The 26,444-nt window shown below is 64.7% G+C and carries 24 protein-coding genes and 2 other RNA genes; 9 read left to right on the top strand and 17 right to left on the bottom strand.

Annotated features, from left to right (window positions below; translation table 11 throughout):
* Positions 1-136 precede the first annotated feature (136 nt).
* Complete coding sequence (locus VC212_RS10715) at positions 137-457, top strand: hypothetical protein (protein ID WP_323515208.1); 321 nt, start codon at positions 137-139, stop codon at positions 455-457.
* A 4-nt stretch (positions 458-461) separates the two neighbouring features.
* Here VC212_RS10715 and VC212_RS10710 read toward each other — a convergent pair.
* The 5 genes from VC212_RS10710 to gpmA form a co-directional block, all read right to left on the bottom strand.
* Positions 462-537, bottom strand: a non-coding RNA gene (locus VC212_RS10710) — sX9 sRNA.
* A gap of 112 nt (positions 538-649) precedes the next feature.
* Positions 650-2,212 carry a phospholipase D family protein gene (locus tag VC212_RS10705; RefSeq protein ID WP_323515298.1) on the bottom strand — a complete coding sequence of 521 codons (1,563 nt, stop codon included), beginning with the start codon at positions 2,210-2,212 and terminating at the stop codon, positions 650-652.
* 304 nt (positions 2,213-2,516) lie between these two features.
* Positions 2,517-4,619 carry a M13-type metalloendopeptidase gene (locus VC212_RS10700; protein WP_323515210.1) on the bottom strand — a complete coding sequence of 701 codons (2,103 nt, stop codon included), beginning with the start codon at positions 4,617-4,619 and terminating at the stop codon, positions 2,517-2,519.
* A gap of 276 nt (positions 4,620-4,895) precedes the next feature.
* Complete coding sequence (locus VC212_RS10695) at positions 4,896-5,213, bottom strand: hypothetical protein (RefSeq protein ID WP_115528512.1); 318 nt, start codon at positions 5,211-5,213, stop codon at positions 4,896-4,898.
* Between the two features lie 137 nt (positions 5,214-5,350).
* The gene (gpmA, locus tag VC212_RS10690) at positions 5,351-6,100 is read right to left on the bottom strand and encodes a 2,3-diphosphoglycerate-dependent phosphoglycerate mutase (protein ID WP_323515211.1); all 750 of its coding nucleotides are present in this window, start codon (positions 6,098-6,100) and stop codon (positions 5,351-5,353) included.
* Positions 6,101-6,203: 103 nt separating this feature from the next.
* Between gpmA and nfi the strand changes: the two genes are divergently transcribed.
* The 3 genes from nfi to VC212_RS10675 all read left to right on the top strand — a co-directional run bounded on the left by nfi (position 6,204) and on the right by VC212_RS10675 (position 8,666).
* Positions 6,204-6,911: a deoxyribonuclease V gene (nfi, locus tag VC212_RS10685; protein WP_323515212.1), complete on the top strand. Its 708-nt coding sequence runs from the start codon at positions 6,204-6,206 to the stop codon at positions 6,909-6,911.
* A 152-nt stretch (positions 6,912-7,063) separates the two neighbouring features.
* Positions 7,064-7,954, top strand: a complete 891-nt coding sequence (locus VC212_RS10680) for a pirin family protein (RefSeq protein ID WP_323515213.1) — start codon at positions 7,064-7,066, stop codon at positions 7,952-7,954.
* A 250-nt stretch (positions 7,955-8,204) separates the two neighbouring features.
* Entirely contained in the window at positions 8,205-8,666 is a 462-nt protein-coding gene (locus VC212_RS10675) for a hypothetical protein (protein ID WP_323515214.1), read from the top strand.
* Between the two features lie 144 nt (positions 8,667-8,810).
* On the opposite strand, the gene VC212_RS10670 is transcribed toward VC212_RS10675, so the two are convergent.
* Both VC212_RS10670 and VC212_RS10665 read right to left on the bottom strand, forming a co-directional pair.
* The gene (locus tag VC212_RS10670) at positions 8,811-9,236 is read right to left on the bottom strand and encodes an OsmC family protein (protein WP_323515215.1); all 426 of its coding nucleotides are present in this window, start codon (positions 9,234-9,236) and stop codon (positions 8,811-8,813) included.
* 34 nt (positions 9,237-9,270) lie between these two features.
* A complete protein-coding gene (locus tag VC212_RS10665; RefSeq protein WP_115513448.1) occupies positions 9,271-10,128 on the bottom strand; it encodes a pirin family protein in 858 nt (285 codons plus the stop codon).
* A gap of 233 nt (positions 10,129-10,361) precedes the next feature.
* On the opposite strand from VC212_RS10665, the gene VC212_RS10660 reads away from it, so the two are divergent.
* Positions 10,362-12,434, top strand: coding sequence for a carbon starvation CstA family protein (locus VC212_RS10660; protein WP_055849774.1), 2,073 nt, complete (start codon positions 10,362-10,364; stop codon positions 12,432-12,434).
* Complete coding sequence (locus tag VC212_RS10655) at positions 12,434-12,658, top strand: CstA-like transporter-associated (seleno)protein (RefSeq protein WP_005926176.1); 225 nt, start codon at positions 12,434-12,436, stop codon at positions 12,656-12,658. The genes VC212_RS10660 and VC212_RS10655 overlap by 1 nt, the downstream gene beginning before the upstream one ends.
* Before the next feature lie 610 nt (positions 12,659-13,268).
* Here VC212_RS10655 and VC212_RS10650 read toward each other — a convergent pair.
* On the bottom strand, positions 13,269-13,973 hold the full coding sequence (locus VC212_RS10650) for an HAD family hydrolase (protein ID WP_167455839.1): 705 nt from the start codon (positions 13,971-13,973) through the stop codon (positions 13,269-13,271).
* A gap of 190 nt (positions 13,974-14,163) precedes the next feature.
* On the opposite strand from VC212_RS10650, the gene VC212_RS10645 reads away from it, so the two are divergent.
* Positions 14,164-14,973: an ankyrin repeat domain-containing protein gene (locus VC212_RS10645; RefSeq protein WP_082473493.1), complete on the top strand. Its 810-nt coding sequence runs from the start codon at positions 14,164-14,166 to the stop codon at positions 14,971-14,973.
* 36 nt (positions 14,974-15,009) lie between these two features.
* The gene (locus tag VC212_RS10640) at positions 15,010-16,206 is read left to right on the top strand and encodes an XVIPCD domain-containing protein (RefSeq protein WP_115528517.1); all 1,197 of its coding nucleotides are present in this window, start codon (positions 15,010-15,012) and stop codon (positions 16,204-16,206) included.
* A 167-nt stretch (positions 16,207-16,373) separates the two neighbouring features.
* Here the strand turns inward: VC212_RS10640 and VC212_RS10635 are convergent, their stop codons facing one another.
* Entirely contained in the window at positions 16,374-17,624 is a 1,251-nt protein-coding gene (locus VC212_RS10635; RefSeq protein ID WP_323515216.1) for a DUF819 family protein, read from the bottom strand.
* A 358-nt stretch (positions 17,625-17,982) separates the two neighbouring features.
* Positions 17,983-18,198 (bottom strand): hypothetical protein, encoded by a 216-nt coding sequence (locus tag VC212_RS10630; RefSeq protein ID WP_055849765.1) that lies wholly within the window; start codon positions 18,196-18,198, stop codon positions 17,983-17,985.
* Positions 18,199-18,428: 230 nt separating this feature from the next.
* Between VC212_RS10630 and VC212_RS10625 the strand changes: the two genes are divergently transcribed.
* Positions 18,429-18,656 (top strand): hypothetical protein, encoded by a 228-nt coding sequence (locus VC212_RS10625; protein ID WP_323515300.1) that lies wholly within the window; start codon positions 18,429-18,431, stop codon positions 18,654-18,656.
* A gap of 63 nt (positions 18,657-18,719) precedes the next feature.
* Here VC212_RS10625 and VC212_RS10620 read toward each other — a convergent pair whose 3' ends face one another.
* The 7 genes from VC212_RS10620 to VC212_RS10590 form a co-directional block, all read right to left on the bottom strand.
* Complete coding sequence (locus VC212_RS10620; protein WP_323515217.1) at positions 18,720-19,328, bottom strand: nucleotidyltransferase family protein; 609 nt, start codon at positions 19,326-19,328, stop codon at positions 18,720-18,722.
* A 504-nt stretch (positions 19,329-19,832) separates the two neighbouring features.
* Positions 19,833-19,908: non-coding RNA, sX9 sRNA (locus VC212_RS10615), on the bottom strand.
* A 59-nt stretch (positions 19,909-19,967) separates the two neighbouring features.
* Positions 19,968-20,981 carry an XdhC family protein gene (locus VC212_RS10610; RefSeq protein ID WP_323515218.1) on the bottom strand — a complete coding sequence of 338 codons (1,014 nt, stop codon included), beginning with the start codon at positions 20,979-20,981 and terminating at the stop codon, positions 19,968-19,970.
* The gene (gene paoC / locus VC212_RS10605; protein ID WP_323515220.1) at positions 20,978-23,185 is read right to left on the bottom strand and encodes an aldehyde oxidoreductase molybdenum-binding subunit PaoC; all 2,208 of its coding nucleotides are present in this window, start codon (positions 23,183-23,185) and stop codon (positions 20,978-20,980) included. Before paoC ends, VC212_RS10610 begins: the two co-directional genes overlap by 4 nt.
* A gap of 1 nt (position 23,186) precedes the next feature.
* Positions 23,187-24,137, bottom strand: coding sequence for a xanthine dehydrogenase family protein subunit M (locus tag VC212_RS10600; RefSeq protein ID WP_115554228.1), 951 nt, complete (start codon positions 24,135-24,137; stop codon positions 23,187-23,189).
* Positions 24,134-24,784 carry an aldehyde dehydrogenase iron-sulfur subunit PaoA gene (gene paoA, locus VC212_RS10595; RefSeq protein WP_269079387.1) on the bottom strand — a complete coding sequence of 217 codons (651 nt, stop codon included), beginning with the start codon at positions 24,782-24,784 and terminating at the stop codon, positions 24,134-24,136. Before paoA ends, VC212_RS10600 begins: the two co-directional genes overlap by 4 nt.
* Before the next feature lie 395 nt (positions 24,785-25,179).
* On the bottom strand, positions 25,180-26,187 hold the full coding sequence (locus VC212_RS10590) for an NAD(P)-dependent alcohol dehydrogenase (RefSeq protein ID WP_323515221.1): 1,008 nt from the start codon (positions 26,185-26,187) through the stop codon (positions 25,180-25,182).
* Between the last annotated feature and the right edge of the window lie 257 nt (positions 26,188-26,444).

Raw genomic sequence — 26,444 nt, 5'->3', positions numbered from 1 at the left:
AGGCCACACCGCCGCTGTATTGGCATGCAGGGCAACCTAAAGATCCGCCGTCGCTGCCGCTAACTTGATTGAAGACCCAGCATTGCGCGGGTCACCCGAGGCAGCGGTATCGCCGTCCCGGGACCGGAGGTGCAACATGACGACGCGCGATCTCAACGACGGTCTGTTTATCGATCCGGTCAGTGTGGACTCGGTCATTGTCGACCCCGTGATCGAAGCAGGCGCCAACATCCGCTGTGCCGCATTGGTAGCACCCGCTGCCTATGGCATCGACGACGCGCACTGCGACCAGCCACATCTGCAACAGTTGCCGGCCATGCATTGCCCACAAGCAGAGCTTCGCCCCGACTGGGCACAGGCGCGTGCAGCCTTGCTCGCGCCGCCCGATGCGCATCGCGCCGCTGGCGATGCGCAGGCGAGCGTGGGACACAACGCTCTCCGTCACCGCCTGCACTAACAGCGGCAACACCACGGAGCGAGCCATCGTCAGCTGGGCGTGGAAAGCGCGCTCATGACCGGCATGTACGCGTGGTACATGCCGTAGCGAGCGCCGGACGCGCCTGCCTGGCGGTGAGCGGAATCGTTTGTCAGCCGCAACACGTCACCGTAAGCGTTCGACATGCGCTACTCGCGCATGCGCCGGCAAGTCTTACAGCTGCGAATCCAACGGCAGCCACCCAAGCATCTTCGCCGCACTCCGGCGCCAGACACTGGCCTCCGGCTCGCGTGTCCAGATGCGCGGCGGCTGCGCGGCATCGTCGTGCCAGCGCAGCGCGCCCTGCTCCAGGGTGACCCGGTAACTCACCGGCGCACTGACCTTGTGGTTGTACAGGCGCTCGAGCTCGGCGGTGACGGTGCGGTCTTCGAACAGCAAGCCCATCTCGGTATTGAGATTCATCGAGCGCGGGTCGAGGTTGAACGAACCGATGAAACCGCTGGTGTCGTCCACTACAAACGCCTTGGTGTGCAGGCTGGCGCCGCTGGACCCGAACAGACTCCCGTCCGGCTTGCCCATCGGCTTGAGCTCATGCAGGCGCACGCCCTGCTGCAGTAGCGGCACCCGGTAATCGGCATAGCCGCTGTGCACGGCCACCACATCGTTTGCCGCCAGCGAATTGGTCAGGATGTTCACGCGCACCTGGTGCCGACGCAGATCGCCGATCCAGCGCATGCCCTCATCGCCCGGCACGAAGTACGGCGAGATCACCTTCAACTCGCGCTGCGCATGCGCCATTTCGCCGATCAATACCGGCGTCATCCAGTCCGCTTGCGGCTCCGCGCCATCGGCTTTTTCCGGCGGGTCGGACACGATGCGCGCATGGTCGAGCCAATGCACCGGGCGGTCGCCCTGCATCAAGGCCTGCACGCTGGGCGACCGGCGCAAGCGCTCCACATACGGATGCGCGCGTGCCGACGCCATGCCGGCACCCAGGCTGCCACGCAGCGCTTCCAGCGCCTGAGGCGTTGCGGTCACCAGCGCGGCCAGCGGCAAGGCGTTCGGGCTGTTCCAATAGGCATCGAAGTTGCGTTCGGCCTGTTGCACCGTCGGCCCCATCACGGCCGCGTCCATGTCCATGAAATTGGTATCGCGCGCAGCATCGAAATATTCGTCGCCCACATTGCGCCCACCCACCACCGCAATGCGTCCATCGGCAATCCAGGCCTTGTTGTGCATGCGTCGGTTGATGCTGAACATGCGCAGCACCATCTCTACGCCGCGCATCAGCGTGCCTTCGCGCGCGCGGGTGGGATTGAACAGGCGGATCTCGATCATCGGGTGGCTGTCGAGCGCCGCCAATACCGAATCGCTGCCGTGGATATTCATGTCGTCCAGCAGCAACCGTACGCGCACACCGCGGTCGGCCGCGCGCAGCAGCTCGTTGTGCAACAGATTGCCGGTGAAATCGGCACGCCAGATGTAGTACTGCAGGTCCAGGCTGCGCCCGGCCGCACGCGCGGTGAGCGCACGCACCGCAAACGCATCGATATTGTCGGACAGGATCACCATGCCGGTCTGTTTGGCATGCGCCTGCTGCAATGGCGCAACTACCCGGTCGATCGGTGTCGCCACGGCGGTCGCCGGTAACGCGTGACTCACCGGGCCGCGTTGGCGATCGGCAAAACGGCCATAGCCGTACAACGACAGCGCGCTGCCCAGCACAAACACCAGCATGCCGATGCCGGTCCATTTGAAGACGTTACGCTTGGTCACTGCCGGGCCCGGAATTGCCAGCGCCGCAGTGTAGATGCTGCACAGCGAGCTGCGTGTGCAGAGGCTGACACGCAAGCGAGCTCAACAACCCTGCAAAACAAGCGGTTTTGCGTTGGGGGCTATCGCTGCGACTGCTGCCAGGCCACCTCTGCGCCGACGAGCAAGCACCGATTCCGCCGGCATATTCTGTTGCACACCTTGACGGTTGATGTCGGCACGGCAAACAGGCGTCCGCTTGACCACTGCCGCGATCAGGAAACGATTGCGCCCACACAGGCGGGCGCAATCGTTCAAACACCTGCGCTTACCAGATCGCCACGCGATCCTTCTCCGCACGCACCATCGCATCGCCGGGCTTGCACTGGAACGCCTGCGCAAACGCCGGCATGTTCGACGGCGCGCCATTGGCGCGGAAATTCGCCGGCGCATGCGGGTCGGTGTTCAAGCGCACACGCAGTTCGCCATCGGTGAAGTTACGACGCCACACCGTTGCCCAGTTCATGAAAAAGCGCTGATCCTGGGTATGGCCATCGACGTCCTTGTTGGCTTCCGGCTGCGCCTTCAGCGCCATCTGCAAGGCATCGTAGGCGACGGTCAGGCCGCCCAGGTCGCCGATGTTTTCACCAAGCGTCAGCTTGCCTTTGACATGCTCACCGGGAATCGCTTCATAGCCATCGAACTGCGCCACCAACTGATCGGTGCGCTGGGTAAACAGCTTGCGGTCCGCGTCGGTCCACCAGGTATCGAAGTTGCCCTTGGCATCGAACTGGCTACCGGAGTCGTCGTAGCCATGCATCATCTCGTGGCCGATCACCGCGCCGATGCCGCCGTAATTGAGCGCCGGGTCGGCCTTGGGATCGAAGAACGGCGGCTGCAGGATCGCCGCCGGGAACACGATCTCGTTGCGGGTGGCGTTGTAGTACGCGTTGACCGTCTGCGGGGTCATATGCCACTCGCGCTTGTCGACCGGCTTGCCGATCTTGTCCAGCATGTAGCGGTAGTTGAACGCCTGCGCAGCCTGCATGTTGGCCAGGAATCCATCGCCGCGCGTCTCCAGGCCCGACCAGTCGCGCCATTGATCCGGATAGCCGATCTTGGGCGTGAAGCTGGCCCATTTTTCCAGCGCGCGTTGCTTGGTGTCCGCGCTCATCCAGTCGAGCTTTTCCAGTCGTGCTTTCAAGGCGGCCGACAGGTTTTGCACCAGCTGCTGCATCTGCTCTTTCGATTCGGCGGGGAATGCGGACTGCACATACAGCTGGCCCAGCGCCTCGCCCATCGCGTCGTTGACCGCATTCAAGGTGCGCTTCCAGCGCGGCAGCATGTCCTGCTGGCCACGCAGCGTTTTGGAATAGAAATCGAAGTTGGCCTGCTCGAACGGCTTGGCCAGATACGGCGCCGCCTCGTCGATGCTGTGGAAACGCAGGTACGCCTTCCAGGTCTCCACCGGTGTGTCTGCAAGCATCACATCGAGCTCGGCGAAGTAGCCCGGCTGGCTCAGCGAGAAGGTGCCGGCCGGCACCTTGAGCGTCTTGAAGAACGCCTGCCAGTCGAAGTGCGGCGTCACTGCGTTGGCGCCAGCCACGTCGACCGGGTTGTAGCGCTTGGCCGGGTCGCGCAACTCGATGCGCGAGAGCGAGGCGGCGGCCAGCCGGGTCTCGAATGCCATTACCGCCTTGGCCTGCGTGGCCGCCTGCGCGGCGGGAATGCCGGACAACTCCAGCACGCGCGCGATGTAGGCCACGTACTGCTCGCGGATCTTGGCCTGCGCCGGATCGGTGTAATAGCCCTTCTCGGGCAGGCCCAGGCCACCCTGGCCTGCATAGGCGATCATCTGTTCGGAATTCTTGTAGTCGGCATTGGCACCGAACGAGAACATAAAGCCCTGGCCCTGCGCGTAGCTGTCGCGCAGCCACGCCGCGATGGCAGGCGCATCGGTCAGCGCATCGATAGCCTTCAATTGCGGCTGCAACGGCGTGATGCCGGCCTTATCGATGGCGGCCTCGTCCGAGCCGGTACGCCACAGGTCGGCGATCTTGGCATCCACCGAGCCGGCCGACAGATTGCCGCGCGCCAACTGCTCCACCAGTGCGTGCTGGATGGTCAACGAGCGCTCGGCGAGCACTTCGAAGCTGCCCCAGCTGCTGCGATCGGACGGCACCGGATTGGCCTTGAGCCACTTGGCGTTGACGAACCCGTTGAGGTCCTGGCACGCGTTGATGGCCGGATCCAGATCGTTGATGCCGAACGCCACGATCGGCGCGTCGAGTTTGGAGACATCCACACGCGCCGGCGCGGTCCGGTTGGTCTCGGGCGCTGCCTTGGCGGTGTCCTCGGAGGCACCACAGGCCGACAGCGTGACCGCAATGGCCACCGCAAGCGACAGCGGTGCGAACTTGCTCAACTTCATTCAATTCTCCAAGACATGACCGCGCATGCGCGGTCGAAAAAAGTCGGCAGCCCGCCAGGATTCGCTGGCGAAAGGCGGCGCATCAAACGGCGCTCGCATCATCGTCAGTCACTCCGTAACCGGCCGCACCAGATCACTGCAGCGGCACCGCAACGCCCTAACGTCCGCTGCCGCGCTTTATCGAAAGTCATTGCAACCACACACTGCGTGAGCGTCCGTCACCGACGCCGCAACACGCTGCTTCAAGCACCAAGCATCAAGCGCCATCGCATGCGGTCAACGCCGCGCGTAGAACGGCGCCATCAACAGGTACACCGGATACGCCAACAGCATCAGCACCAGCGCCACCTCATGCCCGGATGCCGCATCGGCCCACGCCTCCATCTGCGGCGATGGCCCGAACAACCCGAACGCCAGCAACACCACACCAATCACACAGATCAGCAGCGCCACCAGCAAGGCGTTGCTGGAGACGCTACCAGCGGCCAACGTCCCGAATGCAGCACTGGCGCCTGCCAGCAATATCCCCACCGTGACCAGATAGGCGCGGCAGTAAGTGGCGCTCATTTGCTGGTGCTTACGTTTGGCGGACATCCTGTCGTCCCTGCATACGTGATACGCCGGGCGCTGATCCACGCAGCACCCGGCGTACCGGATCGAATCACCGCAGCGCGCTAGCCGCGCTGTGGACACTCCACGCCGCGCATGCGTGCGCGGCATTAGCAACAGGCCTACTTCGCCTTGCCCTGATTGGCCACCGCTTCGGCAGCGCGCTTGGCTGCTTCCGGGTCGCCCAGGTAACGGAAACTCTGCACCTGCAGCTCGTCGTCCAGCTCGAACAGCAACGGAATGCCGGTGGGGATGTTGAGCTCCAGGATCTGCTCGTTGGAGACAGCGTTGAGGTATTTGTACAGCGCGCGCAGCGAGTTGCCGTGCGCGGTCACCAGCACGGTCTGCCCGGCCTTCAACTGCGGCGCGATCGCGTCGTGCCAGTACGGCAACACGCGCACCAGCGTGGTCGCCAGCGACTCGGTACCCGGCAATGCATTGCGATCCAGCGTGGCATAGCGACGGTCGTGGCACGGGTGCCCCGGATCGGCCACGTCCATTGCCGGTGGCGGGATGTCATACGAACGGCGCCAGATCTTGACCTGCTCTTCGCCGTGCTTGGCCGCGGTTTCGGCCTTGTCCAGCCCCTGCAGGCCGCCGTAATGGCGCTCGTTGAGGCGCCAGCTCTTGGACACCGGCAGCCAGTCCTGATCGAGCTCCTTCAACGCGCCCTGCAGCGTGTGGATGGCGCGCTTGAGCACCGAGGTGTGGGCAACATCGAACTGCAGCCCTTCGTCCTTCATCAGCTTGCCGGCCGTCGTGGCTTCCTGGCGGCCCTGCTCGGTGAGTTCCACATCCACCCAGCCGGTGAAACGGTTGTCCAGGTTCCATTGGCTCTGGCCATGGCGCAGCAGTACGAGTTTGCGGGTCACTACGGTTCTCCGATTGGGGGCCGATCAACCTGCGATTGTAGCGGCAGCCAGCGCATCGCTGGCGTGCACGACCCGCCCACGTGCGGCGCGCGATGCTGCGGCCATGTCGAACATCGCTCCCGTATTCGCCGATTGGGACGGCAGCGCCGCACAGGCGCGACAGTTGCAGCAGCAACTGGCACACCGCGTGGTGTTGCAGGACGAGGTCGTCGCAACGCCGCAGCTGCTGGCCGGCTTCGATGTCGGCTTTGAAGACGACGGGCAGACCACCCGTGCCGCCGCCGTGCTGCTGGATGCGCAGACCTTGCTTCCGTTGGAAACGCATGTGGCGCGCGTGCCCACCTCGATGCCGTATGTGCCTGGCCTGCTCAGCTTCCGCGAATTGCCGGCATTGCTGCAGGCGCTGGCACTGCTGTCGCGCACGCCGGATCTGGTGTTCGTCGATGGTCAGGGCATCGCGCATCCACGCAAGCTCGGCATTGCCGCGCACTTCGGCGTGGTGACGGGCTTGCCGAGCATCGGCGTGGCCAAGCAGCGGCTGGCCGGCAGCTTTATCGACCCCGGCCCGGAGCGCGGCGCGCATAGCCGCATCCTGCTCGGCGACCTGCAGATCGGCTGGGCATTGCGCAGCAAGCCGCGCTGCAATCCGTTGATCGTCTCGCCCGGGCATCGCGTCTCGATGCAAGGCGCGCTCGACTGGACCCTGCGCACGCTGCGCGGCTATCGCCTGCCCGAACCCACGCGCCTGGCCGATCGGCTGGCATCGCGGCGTGGCGAGATCGATCTGCCTGTACAGGCGAGCCTGCTGTAACACCGATCCAGCGCGCCAGCGCCGTGCGGTCGACCTCGCCACCGCTGCACTATCGCGGCGGCGCACGCAGAACATTCCGTCTTGATCGACGGCACTGCGACGCCGTCGCGTGCATGCGAAGCTTTGGCTCCCATTCGTCACGAGCCACCGCCATGACCACTCTGATCGCCCCACGCGTCCACGACATCGGCGGGCTGCAAGTGCGTCGCGCCGTGCCCACCTTGCAGGCGCGCAGCGTGGGGCCATTCGTGTTCGTCGACCATATGGGCCCGGCGGTGCTGGAGCCGGACCATGGCATCGACGTGCGCCCGCATCCGCATATCGGCCTGGCCACCGTGACCTTCCTGTGGGCGGGCGAGATCGGCCACCGCGACACGCTCGGCTCCGATCAGGTGATCCGCCCCGGCGACGTCAACTGGATGACCGCCGGCCGCGGTATCGCCCACTCCGAACGCACGCCCGGCCCCGAGCGCGCGCGCGAACACGCGCTGCATGGCATGCAGACCTGGATCGCGCTGCCGCGCTCGGCCGAAGAGAACGCACCGGCCTTCCATCATCATGCCGCCGCCAGCCTGCCGCAGCAGCGCCGCGATGGCGTGTGGCTGCGGGTGATCGCCGGCCGCGCCTATGGCGAAGAATCGCCAGTGCAGGTATTCAGCGGCACCCTCAATGTGGCGCTGGATCTGGCCGCGGATGCCGAAATCGACCTGGACACCGGCCACGCCGAGCGCGCGTTGTACATCCTGGAAGGCGAGGCGCAACTGGATGGTGCCGACGTGCCGGCGCGCCACCTGATCGTGCCCTCGCCCGGCGCGCGTGGGCGCCTGCGCGCCAAGACCCCGCTCAAGGCCATGCTGCTCGGCGGCGAGCCGCTGGATGGCCCGCGTCATCTGTGGTGGAACTTCGTGTCCAGCTCCAAGGAGCGCATCGAACAGGCCAAGGACGACTGGCAGGCCGGGCGCTTCGGCAGCATTCCCGGCGACGACAAGGAATTCATTCCGCTGCCCGACACCCCGGCACCCAACCCGGTCAATTACCCCTGAAACCATGCGCGAATTCGGTGTGGCGAACACAACCGCACCAGGTCTCGCAACGGAGGTGCCCCGCTACACAAGCGATGCCAGCCAGGGATGCGACCCATCTTGAGCACGCCCACAAAACTGTGATAGTGATATCTCCGTAGTCGGAGCACGTCGCGTGGACGGCACGCTCGAGCGGGGAGCTTGAGACGGTGCAGCGGCACGAAAAGACGACGTCGCCCCGCATTGTCATCCATCGCCGGGGAACACTTGAATGAAGTCCGCATCCTGCCTGTTCGGCCTGTCATTGCTGTTGGCCGCTGCAACCGCCCACGCCCAAACCTCGCCGGTCTGCCCGCCCTTGCCGCCCGGGTCGGGACTGCAGTGGAACGAGCTGGCCGGTGCCGACTATTTGGTCTGCAAGGCGGTCACCGCCGACGGCCGCCAGGTGGTTGGCGTGATGCTCACCACCCGCGACCCGGCCATGACCCTGGCCCGCGACCGCCGTGCCGAAAAAGGCCAGCTCCAGCAGGAAGACTTCTACTGGTACAAGCTCGATCTGGGCGGCCGCGAAATTCCGGGCATGGAATCACGCCGCGTCACCGTGGTGGAGCTGGGCAAGAAGCGCTACGCACAACTCTGGATCGACGGTGCCAGCACCGAAGAACTCGCCTCGATGCAGTCGCTGGTGCAGGCGATGGATCTGCAGCCGGCCAGTCTCGCATTGCAGCGCTGAGGCGACGCGGGTTGCTGCGTGGCGTGATGCCGCGCGTACATCGCGCATTCGCTGCGCGGCAGGTTCAGCGCCTGCCGTGCTGATGGCGTGACTACCGGCCGCAGGTCACCGCCTCCAGATGAGATGCGGTGACGCTCGACACGCTCAGGCCGCGGGGTTGCCAACAGCTTCCGATGCCTGCAGCCGACTGGAAATACGCACCTCGCCAGTCAAGAGCCGATGGATCGGGCATTTGTCCGCCACTTCCATCAAGCGCGCGCGTTGCGCGTCATCCAGTGCGCCTTCGAGCACGATCTCACGGCTGATGTCGGTACCTGCTGCACCGCGTTGGGTGTAATGCAGATGCACGTGCACCGCCGTCAACGGCCACTGTTTGCGTGCCGCCACCATCGACACCGTGATGGCGGTGCACGCGCCCAACGCACCGAGCACTTGCGACTCCGGATCCGGCCCGGCATCGGCACCGCCGTTTGCCGGTTGGGTATCGCCCAACCAACGGTGCTGCCCATCGTGGATGGTGACGGTGTACGGCACCGCTTCGGTACTGACATGGACGGGGCGGTCACTCATTGACACTCTCCTGCGCTGTATGAGGTGGACACGGTTAGAACCGCCCTTCCTGGAAATCGACGAACGCCTGCATCAGTTCCTGCTTGGTGTTCATCACGAACGGGCCATGCCGCATCACCGGCTCGTTGAGCGGGCGGCCCGCCACCAGGATCAGCTGTGCGCCCTGCGCACCTGCACGCAGCGTTAGCCGCTCTCCACCGCCCAGCACTGCCAGTTCCTGTGCAGGCAGCGTGCGCGAAGCATCGCCTTCGCCCACTGCAACGTCGCCTTCAAACGCATACGCAAACGCGTTGTGACCGCCGGGCAGCAGGTAATCCCACACCGCATCCGGTGCCAGGGCGATATCCAGATACACCGGGCTGGTCGCAGGTTGCACGATCGGGCCGATCACCTCGCCTACCGTGCCGGCAATCACCTTGACCGTCACGCCGGGCGCCGGCTGCGCGACCGGGATGTGGTCGGGCGCGTATTCCTGGTACTTGGGCTCGGTCATCTTGTCGCGCGCAGGCAGGTTCACCCACAGCTGAAAGCCGCGCATGCGCCCGGATTCCTGCTCCGGCATTTCCGAATGGATCAGCCCGCGACCAGCGGTCATCCACTGCACGCTGCCCGGTGTCAGCAGGCCTTCGTTGCCGTGGTTGTCCTTGTGGCGCATGCGCCCGTCGAGCATGTAGGTCACCGTTTCGAAGCCGCGATGCGGATGGCTCGGAAAACCGCCGATGTAGTCCTCGGCCTTTTCGGTGCCGAACTCGTCGAGCATCAGAAACGGGTCCAGATCCGGCAACTGCTGGGTACCGATGACACGGGTCAGCTTGACCCCGGCGCCGTCGGAGGTCGGCATGCCGCGGATGGTGCGCAGCACATGCGCCGCGGTCGTGGTGGTGGTGCTCATTGCGTTGTCCCTGTGCAGTGTGTCGGTGCGCCAATGATGGGTGCGCGTGCTGCAGCGCCCAACCACGACGGTTGCAACCGATCGTTCCAAACATCGGCCCCGTGCGGCGGGCGCTAGCGCACCGTGTGCCCGGACACTCTACGACCAAAGTTTTACCCCGCTACAGAACGCTGGCATTGACCGCAGCCGGGCACGGGGGGACCCTTGGGCGAATCGTTGCTGAAGGGGCATGCATGAAAGGGTTCTCGAAGCTGGCCTGGGGCGCGCTCGCGCTGCTCGCCGCGTTCTGTCTGGGTACCGTGGCGCTGCGGCGTGGCGAGCACATCAATGCGCTATGGATCGTGGTGGCGGCGGTGTCGATCTATCTGATCGCCTACCGGTTCTATAGCTTGTTCATCGCCGACAAGGTGATGCAGCTGGACATCACCCGCGCCACCCCGGCGGTGAGCAACAACGACGGCCTGGACTACGTGCCCACCAACAAGCATGTGCTGTTCGGCCACCACTTTGCCGCGATTGCCGGTGCCGGGCCCCTGGTCGGCCCGGTGCTCGCCGCGCAGATGGGCTACCTGCCCGGCCTGCTGTGGCTGGTGGTCGGCGTGGTGTTTGCCGGCGCGGTGCAGGACTTTGTGGTGCTGTTTCTGTCCAGTCGCCGCAACGGCCGCTCGCTGGGCGATCTGGTGCGCGAAGAGATGGGCCAGGTGCCCGGCACCATCGCGCTGTTCGGCGCCTTCCTGATCATGATCATCATCCTGGCGGTACTGGCGATGGTGGTGGTCAAGGCGCTGGCGGAAAGCCCGTGGGGCATGTTCACGGTGATCGCCACCATGCCGATCGCGCTGATGATGGGCGTGTACATGCGCTACATCCGCGTCGGCAAGATCGGCGAGATTTCGGTGGTCGGGCTGATCCTGTTGCTGGGCGCGATCTGGCTGGGCGGCAAGGTCGCCGCCGACCCGACCTGGGGGCCGGCCTTCACCTTCACCGCCAAGCAGATCACCTGGATGCTGATCGGCTACGGTTTCGTCGCCTCGGTGCTGCCGGTGTGGCTGCTGCTGGCACCGCGCGATTACCTGTCCACCTTCCTCAAGATCGGCACGATTCTGGCGCTGGCCATCGGCATCCTGGTGGTCATGCCCGATCTCAAGATGCCGGCCCTGACCCAGTTCGCCTCCACCGGCGACGGCCCGGTCTGGAAAGGCGGCATCTTCCCGTTCCTGTTCATCACCATCGCGTGCGGTGCGGTGTCCGGCTTTCATGCGTTGATCGCCTCCGGCACCACGCCCAAGTTGCTCGCCAACGAAGGCCACATGCGCTACATCGGCTACGGCGGCATGCTGATGGAATCGTTCGTGGCAGTGATGGCGCTAGTGGCGGCCTCGATCATCGAACCCGGCATCTACTTCGCCATGAACAGCCCCGCCTCGCTGGTCGGTACCGACACCATTGCGGTTGCGGCCAAGGTCTCGGAGTGGGGCTTTGCGATCACCCCGGAGGTGCTGGAAGCCACCGCCAGGGACATCGGCGAGCACAGCATCCTGGCCCGCGCCGGCGGTGCGCCCACGTTGGCGGTGGGCATCGCGCAGATCCTGCACCAGCTATTGCCGGGCGAAGACACCATGGCGTTCTGGTACCACTTCGCCATCCTGTTCGAAGCCTTGTTCATCCTGACCGCGGTGGATGCGGGCACGCGTGCGGGCCGCTTCATGCTGCAGGACCTGCTGGGCAACTTCATCCCGGCGCTGAAGAAAACCGAATCGTGGACCGCCAACATCATCGCCACCGCTGGCTGCGTGGCGCTGTGGGGCTATCTGCTCTACACCGGCGTGATCGATCCGTTCGGCGGCATCCAGACGCTGTGGCCGTTGTTCGGCATCTCCAACCAGATGCTGGCGGGTATCGCGTTGATGCTCGGCACCGTGGTGCTGTTCAAGATGAAGCGCGACCGCTATGCGTGGGTCACCATCGTGCCGGCGCTGTGGCTGTTGCTGTGCACGACCTACGCCGGGCTGATCAAGATCTTCGACAGCAACCCCGCGCAGGGCTTCCTGGCACAGGCGCACAAGTACCAGGCCGCCATCGCCAGCAACACCATCACCGCACCGGCCAAGACCGTGCCGCAGATGCAGCAGATCGTCACCAATGCCTACGTCAACACCGGGCTGACCGTGCTGTTTCTGTTTGTGGTGGGCTCGATCCTGATCTATGCGGTCAAGACGATCGTGATTGCGCGCCGCAACCCGCAGCGCAGCGACCGCGAAACCCCGTATGTGGCCTTGCAGCCACATCAGATGGCGGATCTGTAATGGGCACCCAACTCGTTCTAGCCAGCCAATATCAGGTGCATCGCCGCATCTGGCGGCGGCTCATCCAAACCGCGCGCCTGTGCTGCGGCATTCCCGACTACGACAACTACGTGCGTCACATGCTGGAAAAACACCCCGACAAACCGGTGATGGATTACCCCGCATTCTTCCGCGAGCGGCAGGACGCACGCTATGGCGGCAAGAGCGGGTTTCGCTGCTGCTGATCGTTTGATCGGTTGATCGACCGATGCAAATTGCAACAGGGCGCGATGCGAATCGCGCCCTGTTGTATTGATGGCTTGAGTTTTCGATCGGCGGATCTGCGGCTTGGCTGCAGGGTCCCTGCCCGCCCATCGTCGCGGGACACGCCGCAAAGTAGAGCGGCTGATCTGCGGCTTGGCTGCAAGGCCCCTTGCCCGCTCACCATCGCGGGACACGCTGCAAGTACGTCCTTGTAAGCTCTTACGCGGCATCCATGCCGCGTAAGGTCCCGCGACGGTGAGCGGGCAAGGACCAGTCGAGATTCTCGGTGTGCAAGATGCAAGCAATGCATGAGGTGCTTCGGATTCGCTAACTCTCATGGAGTTGCGACCCGCAGCAGCAAGCCAATGCAACTAACGAGATGGCCCGCTTTTCACCTAGCGACCGACCAACGTGCTGGTGCGGTGCCCTCACCGGTTGCGGGACCGTGTGGCGGCATGGATGCCGCCACACGGTCCCCAGGGACGGGTCGACGGCGTGTCCCGCCAGCGGTGAGGGCATCGCACGCTCGACCAACTAGGCGTTCGATCCAAGCATTTGACCGCAGCCAAACGATGCTGCGACTCGACATCCTCAACCAGCGCGCTCTTGCGCGAGCCGCGAGAACAACGCGCGCAAATCGCGCATATCGTCGAACACCTCCAGCACGCCGATCCGTCGCAAGGTGTCGCCGTGCCCCTGCGGAATATGGCTGGCACCGGTAAACCCCAGCACCTGCATGCCTGCCGCCAGCGCAGCGGTCGCGCCGGTGGGGCTGTCTTCGATCACCAGGCACCGCTCCGGCGCCACACCGGCCGTGCGGGCGGCCAGCAAGTACACGTCCGGTGCCGGCTTGGGTCGCTCCACCATGTCGGCACTGAAGACTCGCCCTGCCGCACGCGCCGTGAGTCCGGCCCGCTCCACCGATGCGATCACGTTGTGGCGGCGGCTGTTGGAGGCAACTGCCAGCGGCAGCGGAATCTGCTCCAGCGCCTCGCGCACGCCGGGAATCGGTTGTACCTCGGCGGCGATCAAGGCCTCGCTGCGTGCCTGGATCTGCGCCAGCAAGGTCTCGGGCAACTGCAGCGAAAAGTGCTCTTCCACCCGCCGCAACACCTCGCGCGTGGTCTGCCCGAAGGTGGTTTCCAGTAGATGTTCCAACGGTTCGGCCGGCACGAACGCCGCCAGCGCCTCGCGCATCACCCGGTCGGCCAGTATCTCGCTGTCGACAAGAACCCCATCGCAGTCACTGATCAGTAGCTCGTACGCCATTGCACCCATCTGCTCGCAAAGCGCCATTATGCCGACCGGGTCGTGACCGTCGGCTGTGGCGCACTGCACCTGCAGGTGACCAATACGCCCCTAGGTTCGCACCACACCGGCCGTCATCAAGCAGACCCGACCGCCCAACTACCCTCCGCCCCATGTCACGAAATCTTACCGCTTGCGATTTTTACAGCTGGTAGGATCGGCCCCGCTGCGGCCGGACTTGCCGCAGCGCCACCAGGAATGCGATCAGGAGAAGGAGATTTCGATGCAGACGCGATTCCCCACCCTGCTCGTTCTTGCGACCTCGTTTTTCGCGGTCTCATGCACCGCCTCGCCGGGTGCCAAGGAGCAAACCACCATGTCAGCTACGCTGCAGGACCACACCGTCGCTTTCCGCGACCCCGGTCTGACCGATATCGCCAACGCCATCGCGCACGGCGACGTTGCACGGATCAAAACACTCGCCCCCACCGTCGATCTGGCCGCACATGGCGATCAGAACGTGACCTTGCTGGAATGGGCGATCTGGAACGAACAACCACGCGCATTGGACGCCCTGCTCGACGCAGGCGCGGACCCATCGGTGCCGGGCATGGACCAGGAAACGGTCGTGCACATGGCCGCTATGGCGCAGGACCCGGAGTATCTGAAGATTCTGCTGCAGCACAAGGCGCCGATCGATGTGGTCAGCGCGCGTGCCGGCTGGACTCCGCTGTTTCGCGCCGTACAGAGCAAGCGCGATGCGCAGATCGGCCTGTTGCTCGACGCGGGTGCCGACGTGAAGCGTGTCGACCACACCGGTAACAGCCTGCTGCATCTGGCAGCACAGAGCGGCGCCGCCAGTCCTGCAGTGCTGCAATTGCTCAAGGCCGGCGTAGACCCCACGGTGCGCAATGCACAGCAGAAAACCTTCCAGGCGTATTTCTTCACCACGCCGGATCGGCTGCTCAATGCCACCGGACAACAGGTCAGATCGGATGTGCGCGCGTGGTTGAGCGCCCACAACATTCCCGTGGAAAGCAGCCGCTAAGCGCGCTTTCCATACGACGCACGCAAGGAGCCGCGCATGCCCCCGTCAGAATCCACTTCATCCACTGCTGCATCCACTCCGTTCGCAGAGTCGATGCGCGGACAACAACCGCAACCACAGGACCGGCAGTTTCCGGAGTTGCTGCAAGATCTCTACGCCACTGCCAATCAACGCCGCGAAGGTGGCGCTGAAACCTTTGCGCCGCTGGCCAACGGCTGGTCGCGCATGGACGACGGCGCGCTGCAGCAGGCCGGTATCGATCCGGCACTGCTGCACGACGCCAAAAGCGGCTTCGATGCCGCGTTTTATCGCAACGATCAAGGCCAGGTGGTGCTCGGTTTTTGCGGCACCGACGAAGGCAAGGACTGGAAGCACAACATCGGCCAGGGCCTGGGCTTCGACGATGCGCAATATGCATCGGCCATCCAGCTCGGCAGCCAGGCCAAGCAGGCGTTCGGCGACCAGGTGGTGATCTCCGGTCACTCGTTGGGCGGTGGTCTGGCGTCGGCGTCGGCCATGATCAACGACATTCCCGCAGTGACGTACAACGCCGCCGGCGTCAACGACCGCACCCTCGAACGCCAGGGCCTGGACGCGTCGGCAGCCAAGCAGTACGCCAGCGAGGAGCTGATTCGCGGCTACCACGTCAAGAACGAGATCCTCACCCACCTGCAGGAAGACAGCATTCCGCTGAAGTGGACCATGCCCAACGCGGCCGGTCATCAGATCGAATTGCCGGAGCCGGACCCACTGTCGTTCGGGCAACGCCTGGTGCCCGGCATGATGCTCAAGCATCGTCTGGACCTGCACGGAATGGACTCGGTGATCAAGGCGCAGGACATGCAATCGCCCGATCAGGCACGCGGCGCGTCGCTACAGCCGGGCAGCCAGTTGTTCAACGACGCCGTGGTGCAACTGGACGGCCAACGCGAGCGGCTGGGGTTGCACGATGACACGGCGTTTATCAACACCGCCGCCAGCGTGGCCGCGCGTGCAGGCAACGACGGCCTGCAGCGGATCAATCATCTGGTGCCCAACCGCGATGGCGACAGCCTGATTGCGGTGCAAGGCCGCATGGACGACCCGGCGCATCTGCGCAGCCATGTGCAGACCGCGTCCGCTGCCAATGAGCCGGCGCAAGGCAATGTCAATCAGCTGCAGCAGCAGAACCAGCAGCACACCCATCAGCCTGCCCAGCAGCAGGAAGAGCAGCGCCGCGTGATCCAGCAATAACACACGCGGCAAACCGTGCCGCACGCCGTCTTCGTCAGGTAGACGCGTGCGGTGCGGGAGGGTCGCGGAAGTGACAATCTCGTTGTTGCAGTAAACCGACCGGAGAGGTCATGGCGCTGTTCCAAGCAGCAGCTCCATGACTCCGGCCAGCACGGCGTAACGCGTCACTAGCCTGCGCCGGCCATCGCCCGCAAGGTGATGCCGACCAGATACGCCAGATAGGTGCCGGTGGCGTAGCCCATCGTGCCCAGCAACACGCCCACCGGGGCCAACGCCGGGTGAAACGCCGCAGCGACGACCGGCGCGGACGCCGGGCCGCCGATGTTGGACTGCGAGCCAATCGCAAAATAGAAAAACGGCACCCGCAACCAGCGGCCCAGCGCCCACAGCAAGCCGATGTGCACGGCGATCCAGATCAGCCCGAGCAGGAACAGCCATGGCCGATCCAGCAGCGCCAGCAGATCCATCTGCATCCCAATGCAGGCGATCAGGAAATAAAGCAGCAGCGAGCCGATCTTGGACGCGCCCGCGCCTTCCAGGGTCCGTGCACGGGTGAAGCTCAGCATCAATCCCAAGCTGGTCGCCAGCACCACCACCCACACGAACGGCGCATCCAGACTGAACTGGCCGGCCCAGCTCAGGTGCGCATTGCACCAGGCCGCCAACGGGCTTGCGAGCGCATGGGCAAGGCCGACGCCGCCGAATGCCACTGCCACGATCACCATCAGGTCGGCCAGGCTGGGGATGCGCGCATGTTCGGCCTGGAAGCGCGCCATGCGCTCCTGCAAGGCGTCCAGCGCACGGGTGTCTGCACCGCTGCGCTCATCGATCTTGCGCGCGCGTCCGGCCAGGAAGATCAGCGCCGCCATCCACACGTAGCCGACGCCCACATCGACCACGGCAAACTGCCCGAACGTGGTCGCATCGACATTGAACACTTCACGCATCGCCAGCATGTTGGCGCCGCCGCCGATCCAGCTGCCGGCCAATGCCGCCATGCCCGCCCAGGTGTCGCCCGCGACGGTGGCCGGGTGCAGCCATCGCATCACCCAGAAGGCGACCACCGCGCCCAGCATGATGCTCGCCGATGCGCCCAGATACATGGCGACCAGCTTGGGTCCCAGCCCAAGGATCGCGCGCAGATCGATACTCAGGGTGAGCAGGATCAATGCGGCCGGCAACAGCACGTCGCGCGCGATGGGGTTGTACAAGCGCGTGTTGGCGCCATCGATCAACCCGACGGTGTTGTAGATGCCGGGCAGCAGATAGCACAACAACAAGGCCGGTACCACGGCATAAAACCGCCGCCACGGGCCTTGCTCGCGCGATGAAGTCCAGAACACCGCGCCCAGGGTGGCGGCGATCAGGCCGAAGACGACGATATCGTTTTGAATCAGTGCAGACGCAGGCGCATTCACCGCAGGCGGTCATCCGGACAGAGGGCCGCCAACGCGGATCGAACCAGGAGCGGCCGATGACAACGAATCTAGCCGACCGCGTCGGTGGCGCAAACCCCACCGACGCATCCGACAACGGCCGTGGGAGGCGATCGAGACCGGTCCATGCGCTACCGCGGTGCCTGGCTAGGCAGGGACGACCTGGCGATGTTGCACGCTCGGTCGAGCGCGACGCTCGTCACGACGCTCCGGCCTCAGGCCGCAAGACGGCAGCCACTTGAACCAGCACAGCGTCGTCAGCATGCGGCTCCATCCACACCGATCAGGCAGCCCCTGCCGGCCTGGTCGTGGCAATCGATGCTCGACGCAAGACCAACCCTCAGCCGTAGCGCCGCACCACGCGTTCGCCGTCGGCGGTATCCAGCACCACACCGCTGGGCTGACCGGTGGTCAGGCAGTGCAGCTTGGCCATGAGTTCGGCATTTTCCAGGGCGCCCTGCTCGCGCAGGTAGCGCAGCGGTGACCATTCCGGACGGGTCACCCACCAGCCGCCTTGTTCGGGATGAATGCGTACGACGTAGCGGGACTGGTCCATGTGGCCTCCGGCCGGTGGGTACTTCGGTCAAGCGCAGGTGCGAGCGCGCCGAACAGGCGCATCACGCGAGGGATTGGGGCAAGCCATGCCGATTCGTAAGCCAACAGACCCTTACTCAAGGGGCCACGGGAGAGTGGCCGGTGGCCCCGCGTTTGGCATAGCCAGCATGCGGCTTTACGCATTTCCCGACTGTCGGGCGGACACTGGCATCCGAGTAAGAAAATTCTTACGTGACACAGTTCACGTCGAGCGCTACATTCGGCTGCAAGGGTGAAGAAATCTTCACAAGCGGCCGTCACAAGAGCGCAGACGGCTTGCAGGGGATCACGGCGCGCTCGGACGAGACCTTGGGGAGGGTTGGCATGCATCTGCTCAGAAAGTTCCAGTTTCCGGTCAAGACCGCGATGGTGGTGGGCTACGTTCTGGTCGTCAGGGAAGCCTTGGTGCTCTGGTCCTGATCGGCGTCGGCGATTTGCCTAATAGGCTGTCGGGGATCGCTGGCCGATACCCGTCATCGCGTCTCAATCTTGGTCCACCCACCCGCGTTGTTGCGCTGCCGCCAGATCGGCAGGCGTATCCACATCCAGCGCCAGCGCCGGTGCGCTGACGCAGCCCAGCGTTTGGACATCCAGGCTGGCGAAGAGCGCGCGTAAGCCGTTATCGCCCTGCAGCGCAACGTCCGCCCAGGCAGTGTGCGTCACCACCGCGGGAATACCGCGCACGCCGGCGTAGCCGCTGGTGGCGCACCCCGACGCGGCACGGTCGGCTTCGTCCAGCAAGGCACGCAAGTGCGGCGCCTCCAGTGCCGGTTGGTCGCACCCCAGAATCAGGCTACGTCGCAACGTCGCATCGTCCTGCACATGCCGGCGCAGCGCTGCCAGGCTGGAGCCCATCCCGGCAGACCAGTCGGCGTGCCGCAGCACTTCGACATCCAGCCCCTGCAGCACATCGGCCAGCCTGTCGGCATCAGCGCCCAGCACGACGACGCAGCGACGTGGTGCGGTTTGCAATGCGATACGTGCAGCGCGAAGCAGCAACGGTTCGCCGTCGCGCATCAGCAATTGTTTTGAGCGGCCGAGCCGGCTCCCCGCGCCTGCTGCCAACACCAACGCCGCATGGTCGCTGCTCATATGCAGGGCCTGGTCAGCGCGTGACAACTGCCGCATGCACCACCGTGACTGCGCGCAGGATGCAACCTGCGTGCGTCGCTAAGCATTGCGTGAGGAAAGCCACCAATACGAGGCGATTCCACAATTGACATGTCGCAAAACACGGCGTCATCAGAGAAGAGATCAGGAGACATGGCGACGTCGTGCGTAATGGAGACCGCCTCAGCGTAGAGGCCGCGCTGTGCGTGCCGAGTGACTGCGCGACGCATCGACTGCGTGCAGCGCACACGCCATGCGTTCATGCGTCGCAAGCAGCAACGCGCGACAGCTGCACTAGCGAACTCTCATCGACGTTATCGAGATGACCGATGCGCTATGCGTAGTGCAGATTCCTATGAATCGCGCGCACGCGCATGGCTTTTTCCAGAAGCATCGCTTGCACGAAGCACAACTGCTGGCGAAAACCAAAGGCGCACAAAGCGCGACGCAACAAACCAGACAGCAGACACACAACGGCCTAAGAGCGGCTAAAAAAACAGAGCGAGCAGTCGTCAGGTGGGTGCGGACGGCGCGAAGAAACCGGAGTGTACAAGTGGTACATGCGGATTCCGAGCACCGGCGGCGCCCGCTAGCGGCTGCACAGTGGTTTTGTAAGCTGCTCTAAGCCGTAGCCGCAACGATCTGCAGATCCGCTACAGCCTGCGTCGCTTCGGCGATGATGCCCAGTGCGATGGTGTGCGGCGATGAGCGACCCATCCGCCAACCCGCAGGCAAGCGCAGACGCGCAAGCGCGGCATCTTCGTGCCCCAGCGCACGCAAGGCCTGCAGACGGGTATCGCGCTTGTTCCGGCTGCCCAGGATGCCGATGCATGCCGCATCGGATGCCAGGCCGCGACACGCGACCTGCAGATCGATCTCGCTGTCGTGCGCCAGGCTGTACAAGGCAGTGCCGGCATCCAGCTGCACATCGTGCAACGCATCGCGTAAAGCACGGCGATCGTAGTGTTCCGGCGCAAGACCGGGCGGCGGCTCGCTGGGGCCGTGCGGGCGCAGCACGCGCGTTTCGATGCCCATTTGATTTGCCAACGCCAGCAGCACCAGCAATGCCGGGTCCGCGCCGACCAGGACCAGCCGCAGTGGCGGGCGATGGACGCGCAGAAATTCGCCTGGACGGGCGTCGTGCACAGTCGATAGGTAGCGCACGCTTCCGGTACTGCGATCTAGCGCCACATGAAACGCGCGGCGGTGCTGGCGGGCATTGCGCCAGCGCGCCAGGTATTCGGACAGATCCGGCACGGGCCAGACCAGCACACCGATGCGACCGCCGCAGCTGAGCTGGATGTCCAGCACCTCGCTACCCTCGCCGTAGTCCAGCCACCGCGGCTGCCCGTCGCGCAACGTGGCCATGGCTTCATGCGCCACGGCCGCTTCGACGCAGCCGCCGGACACATAACCGGCAACCCGGCCATCTGCCCCGATCACCATTTCGCTGCCCAGCGGGCGCGGCGAGGAGCCCTGCACCTCCATCAATGTCGCAATCGCAACCCGCTGACCGGCGCGGTGCCACGCCGTCAGCACCGGCAGCAGATCGTCATGCAATGCGTAGCTCGGCCATGCCGGCCACGCCGGCTCGGCTGGCGCTGCATGCGTGACCGGAGCGACGACCGCGCTCACGCGCGCAACTGCTCGGGTAGGTGCGGCAGCAGTTTTTCCAATGTCACCGGGTAATCGCGCACGCGCACACCGGTGGCGTTGTAGACCGCGTTGGCAATCGCCGCCGCCACACCGCAAATCCCCAACTCGCCCACGCCCTTGGCCTTCATCGGCGAAGACATCGGGTCACTTTCTTCCAGGAATATCACTTCCTGGTGCGGGATGTCCGCATGCACCGGCACTTCGTAACCGGCAAGGTCATGATTGACGAAGAACCCGAAACGCTTGTCCACCGCCAGTTCTTCCATCAAAGCTGCGCCCGCGCCCATGGTCATGCCGCCGATCACCTGGCTGCGTGCCGACTTGGGATTGAGGATGCGTCCGGCCGCGCACACCGCGAGCATGCGGCGGACGCGCACCTCGCCCGTGGTGACATCCACGCCCACTTCGACAAAGTGCGCACCGAAGGTCGACAACTGATGGGTCTTGGACAGGTCACCGAATTCGATCTTGTCCTCCACCACCAAGGCGCCGCTCGCTGCGGCATCGCCGAGTGGGATGCGCTTGCCGCCGGCACGCACGTGGCCGTCGGCAAACTCGGCCTTGGCCGGGTCCAGCCCCAGTCGACCGGCGATCGCTTCGCGCAGCTTGACCGATGCCGCGTACACGCCGGCGGTGGAACTGTTGGCGCCCCACTGTCCACCGGAACCGGACGATGCGGGGAAGCTCGAATCGCCCAGCCGCACGTCGACCCAGTTCAACGGCACACCGAGCATCTCGGCAGCGGTCTGCGCAATGATGGTGTAGGAACCGGTCCCGATGTCGGTCATGTCGGTTTCCACCACCACGCGGCCGCCCTGCTCCAGGCGCATGCGCGCCCCGGAAGTCATGGCGATGGCGTTGCGGAATGCAGCGGCCACGCCCATGCCTACCAGCCAACGTCCATCGCGGGTACTGCCAGGCGTGCGCTTGCGCTTGGACCAACCAAACTGCTTTGCCCCATCTTCCAGACACTTGACCAGCTGCCGCTGCGAAAACGGCCGCTGCGGATTTTCCGGGTCCACCTGGGTGTCGTTGACGATGCGGAATTTGACCGGGTCCATCTCCAGCTTCTCGGCCATTTCGTCCATCGCCACTTCCAGCGCCATCAACCCAGGCGCCTCGCCGGGCGCACGCATGGCGTTGCCCTCGGGAAGATCCATCACCGCCAGGCGCGTTGCGATCAGGCGGTTGGCTCCGGCATACAACAATTGCGTTTGCGAGGCAGCGATTTCCGGCGCACCGCCGGCTAGATCGCCCGACCAGCTTTCGTGTGCGATCGCGGTGATCTTGCCATCGCGCTCGGCACCGATGCGGATGCGCTGCACGGTGGCCGGGCGATGGGTGGTGTTGTTGGCGATCAGCGGGCGCGGCAGCATGACCTTGACCGGCCGTTTGACTTCGCGCGCAGCCAGCGCGGCCAGTACCGCATCGGCACGCAGAAACAACTTGCTGCCAAAACCGCCACCGACGTACGGCGACATGATCCGCACATTTTCGCGCGGAATGCCCAAGGTCACGGCCAGGTCACGCGCGCCCCAATTGATCATCTGGTTGGATGTCCACACGCTGAGCTTGTCGCCGTCCCACATCGCAGTGGACGCGTGCGGCTCCATCATGGCGTGCGAGTGATCGGGTGTGGTGTATTCGGCATCCAGCTGCACCGGCGCTGCGGCGAAGGCGCCATCGAAGTCGCCGACGGCACTATTGGGTGCACCGCCTTCCTTGGTGACCTTGGCGCCATCGCGCGCTTTTTTCAGATCGTATACGCCGACCTGGCGGCCGTAATCGACCTTGATCAACTGACCCGCTGCGCGTGCCTGCTCGAAGGTCTCTGCAACCACCACCGCAATCGCCTGGTGGTAGTGCTGGATCTCCGGGCCGCCCAGCAATTTGGCGGTATTGAGCTTGCCCTTGTGCAGCTTGCCGGCGTTCTGTGCAGAGACGATCCCGAGCACACCGGGCGCGTTGCGCGCCGCGCTCAGGTCGATGCTGCGGATCGTGCCCTTGGCGATCCCCGCACCCACGACATGGCCGTAGGCAACGCGGCCTGGCAGATCGTGATGTTCGTAGGCATACGGCGCTTGGCCGGTGGTCTTGAGCGGCCCGTCGATGCGATCGACGGGCTTGCCGACGACCTTGCCTTGATCGATGGGATTGGTACCGGCAGGAGTGTCGAATTTCATATCAGGCCCTCGCGTCGGCCAGGATCGCGGTCAACGTGCGTTCCACCAGCGGCACTTTGAATGCGTTGTGTTCGGTGGGCTGTGCGCCGTCCAGCAGCACAGAAGCGATGGCGCGTGCGCCCTGGCGCGACTGCGCTTCGGCAGCTTCGCTGCGCCACGGCTTGTGCGCCACGCCACCGACGCCGATGCGCGCGGTGCCGTCGCGCTGCACGACAGCGGCAACCGAGACCAAGGCAAACGCGTAAGACGCACGGTCGCGCACCTTGCGATAGACATGCGTTCCGCCCAGCGGCTTGGGCAAGGTGACGGCGGTGATCAGCTCGCCACGTTCCAGCGCGGTCTCCAGATGCGGCGTCGTACCTGGCGCGCGATAGAAGTCGGCCAACGGCAGCGCGCGCGTCTGTCCATCCGGGCGCACCGTTTCCACCGTGGCATCGAGCACACGCATGGCGATAGCCATATCGCTGGGATGGGTGGCGATGCAGGCTTCGCTGGTGCCGATGACGGCTAGCTGACGGTTGAAGCCGCCGATCGCCGCGCAGCCACTACCAGGCAGACGCTTGTTGCACGGCTGATTGGTGTCGTAAAAATACGGGCAACGCGTGCGCTGCAACAGATTGCCCGCCGTGGTCGCGCGATTGCGCAGCTGGCCGGACGCACCTGCCAGCAGCGCGCGCGACAGCACCGCGTAATCGCGACGAACACGCGCATCGGCCGCAAGATCGGTATTGCGCACCAGCGCGCCGATGCGCAAACCGCCGTCCGGCGTTGCGTCGATGGTGTCCAGGCTTAAGCCATTGACGTCGATCAGATGCGATGGCGTTTCGATCTGCAACTTCATCAGATCGAGCAGATTGGTGCCGCCGGCGATGAACTTGGCGCCCGGCTGGCGCGCGGCTTTGGCCGCGGCATCTGCCGCCGAGGTAGCGCGCTCGTAACTGAAAGCCTTCATGCGCGCTCTCCGGCAACTTCGTTGATCGCTTCGACGATGTTGGAATACGCACCGCAGCGGCAGATATTGCCGCTCATGCGCTCCTGCAGTTCCGGCGTAGTGAGCCGGGTCTTGGCCGTCAGGTCCTCGGTCACATGGCTGGGAATGCCGCGTTTGACTTCATCCAGCACGGCCACTGCCGAACAGATCTGCCCCGGCGTGCAATAGCCGCACTGATAGCCATCGTGTTTGACGAAGGCCGCCTGCATCGGATGCAGTTTGTCCGGTGTGCCCAGGCCCTCGATGGTGGTGACCTTTGCGCCCTGATGCATCACCGCCAGCGACAGGCAGGAATTCATGCGCTGGCCGTCGACGATGACCGTACACGCGCCGCACTGGCCGTGATCGCAACCCTTTTTGGTGCCGGTCAACTGCAGGTGCTCGCGCAATGCGTCCAGCAAGGTGGTGCGGTTATCCAGTGTCAGCGTCACCGGCTTGCCATTGACTTCAAAGGCAACCTGGCTGGACGCGTTGGCAGGCTCCACTGCCTGACGTTGCGACACGGCAGTGGCAGCCATCGATTGGGTTGCGGCAACACCGGCTGCCGATGCCGTGCCAGCGATCAGTACTTCGCGACGGGTCATCTTGATGTTTCTCATGGCTGGCATCTCCAACAATGCTGGCTAATACAGTTCTTTATCAATGTGCAGGGCCGTCGGTCACAAGCGCGTGAGTGCGGCACTTGGGAGCGATGCAATCGGTCGTTGCCCGATTCTAGTTGTCGCCTGCCCATGCATTGGCGTTGAAGCTGGCATGCGTCTATGAAACGTGCTCATCACTGTGCGGCGTGATTGGAGAGCGCCGCAGCGATACAACCGATTCCTGCATCATCCGCTGCGCGCGTGATCACCTGCCGACCGCGACGCGCACCACCACCCCACCGTTATGAAACCGTGTCCGACATCAGCAGACCCGTTGCGGGCGCTGATGCTGCAACGCATGAAAACATGCTTGCCTGGGCGCGCTGGCGTCGGCGTTGCAGCCAGCGCGCAGGAATCCACTCTTAAAACTCCAGCACGATCTTGCCCAGATGCCCGCCGGCCTTCTGCAATGCAAACGCCTCGCCGATCTCGGTCAGCGCATAGCTGCGGTCGATGACCGGGCGCAGCGGCAGCCCGTCCAATGCGCGCACCAGCGCTTGCTGATGCCGGCGACTGCCGACAACCAAACCTTGCAGACGCTGCTGACGCCCCATCATCTCGGCGGTCGGCACCGGGCCAGCCGCACCGGTCAACACGCCGATCAAGGCGATGTGCCCGCCCACACGCGCGGAACGGATCGATTGCGCCAGCGTGCCGGGTCCACCGACCTCGACCACATGATCCACACCGCGTCCGTCGGTGATCTCCAGCACCTGCCGCGACCACTCGGCGTGCTGCCGATAGTTGATGACGTGATCGGCACCGAGCGTGCGGACCTTTTCCAGCTTCTCGTCGGACGAAGACGTGGCGATCACGCTCGCGCCCATCGCCTTGGCGAACTGCAGCGCAAAGATCGACACGCCGCCGGTGCCCAGCACCAGCACGGTATCGCCCGCTTTTAGGCCGCCGTTGACAACCAGCGCCCGCCAGGCGGTGACGCCAGCGGTGGTCAAGGTGGCCGCCTCTGCGTGGCTGTAACCGACCGGCGCATGGGTAAATGCCTGCGCAGCGGCCACAACCGCCGTGCGTGCATACCCATCGACGCCATCGCCTGGCGTGGTCGCAAAACCGGCGTGCAGCGGCTCGCCATCCAGCCATTGCGGGAAAAAGGTGGACACCACGTGGTCGCCGACGGCGAACTCTTCGACCTCCGGGCCGATCGCTTCGATCACGCCGGCGCCGTCGGACATCGGGATGCGTCCATCGGCCGTCGGCATCTGACCGAGCACAACGCCCAGATCATGGAAATTAAGCGAGCTTGCATGCAGACGCACACGGATCTGCCCGCGTGCGGGCTGGCCCGGATCGGGCAATTCGACCGACTTTAGTGCGTTCAGACCGGCGGGATGCGAGAGACGAATGGCGCGCATGGGGGATCTCCTCAGATGATGATTCGAACCCAGGGATAGCACGCGTATCGTGATGCGAATGCAGTCGAGCTGGCTTGAAAAGGCTGCAGCATGTTGCCTGTCGGTGACTCGCTGCCGCTGGCGCGATATCAGAACCGCCAACGGGATCTGCGTGCTGCGCCGCATTGCCGCGTACCGGTTTGCCGCGCTCCAATGCGCTGCAAATCACAGAATCGCATTGCGCCACCGCGTTTGCACGCGGTAGCGACCGCAGCGAC

Origin of the sequence: Xanthomonas sp. WHRI 8932A, assembly GCF_035012785.1 — a bacterium.
Classification (GTDB): Bacteria; Pseudomonadota; Gammaproteobacteria; order Xanthomonadales; family Xanthomonadaceae; genus Xanthomonas.
This window is presented reverse-complemented; position numbering and strand designations above follow the sequence as displayed.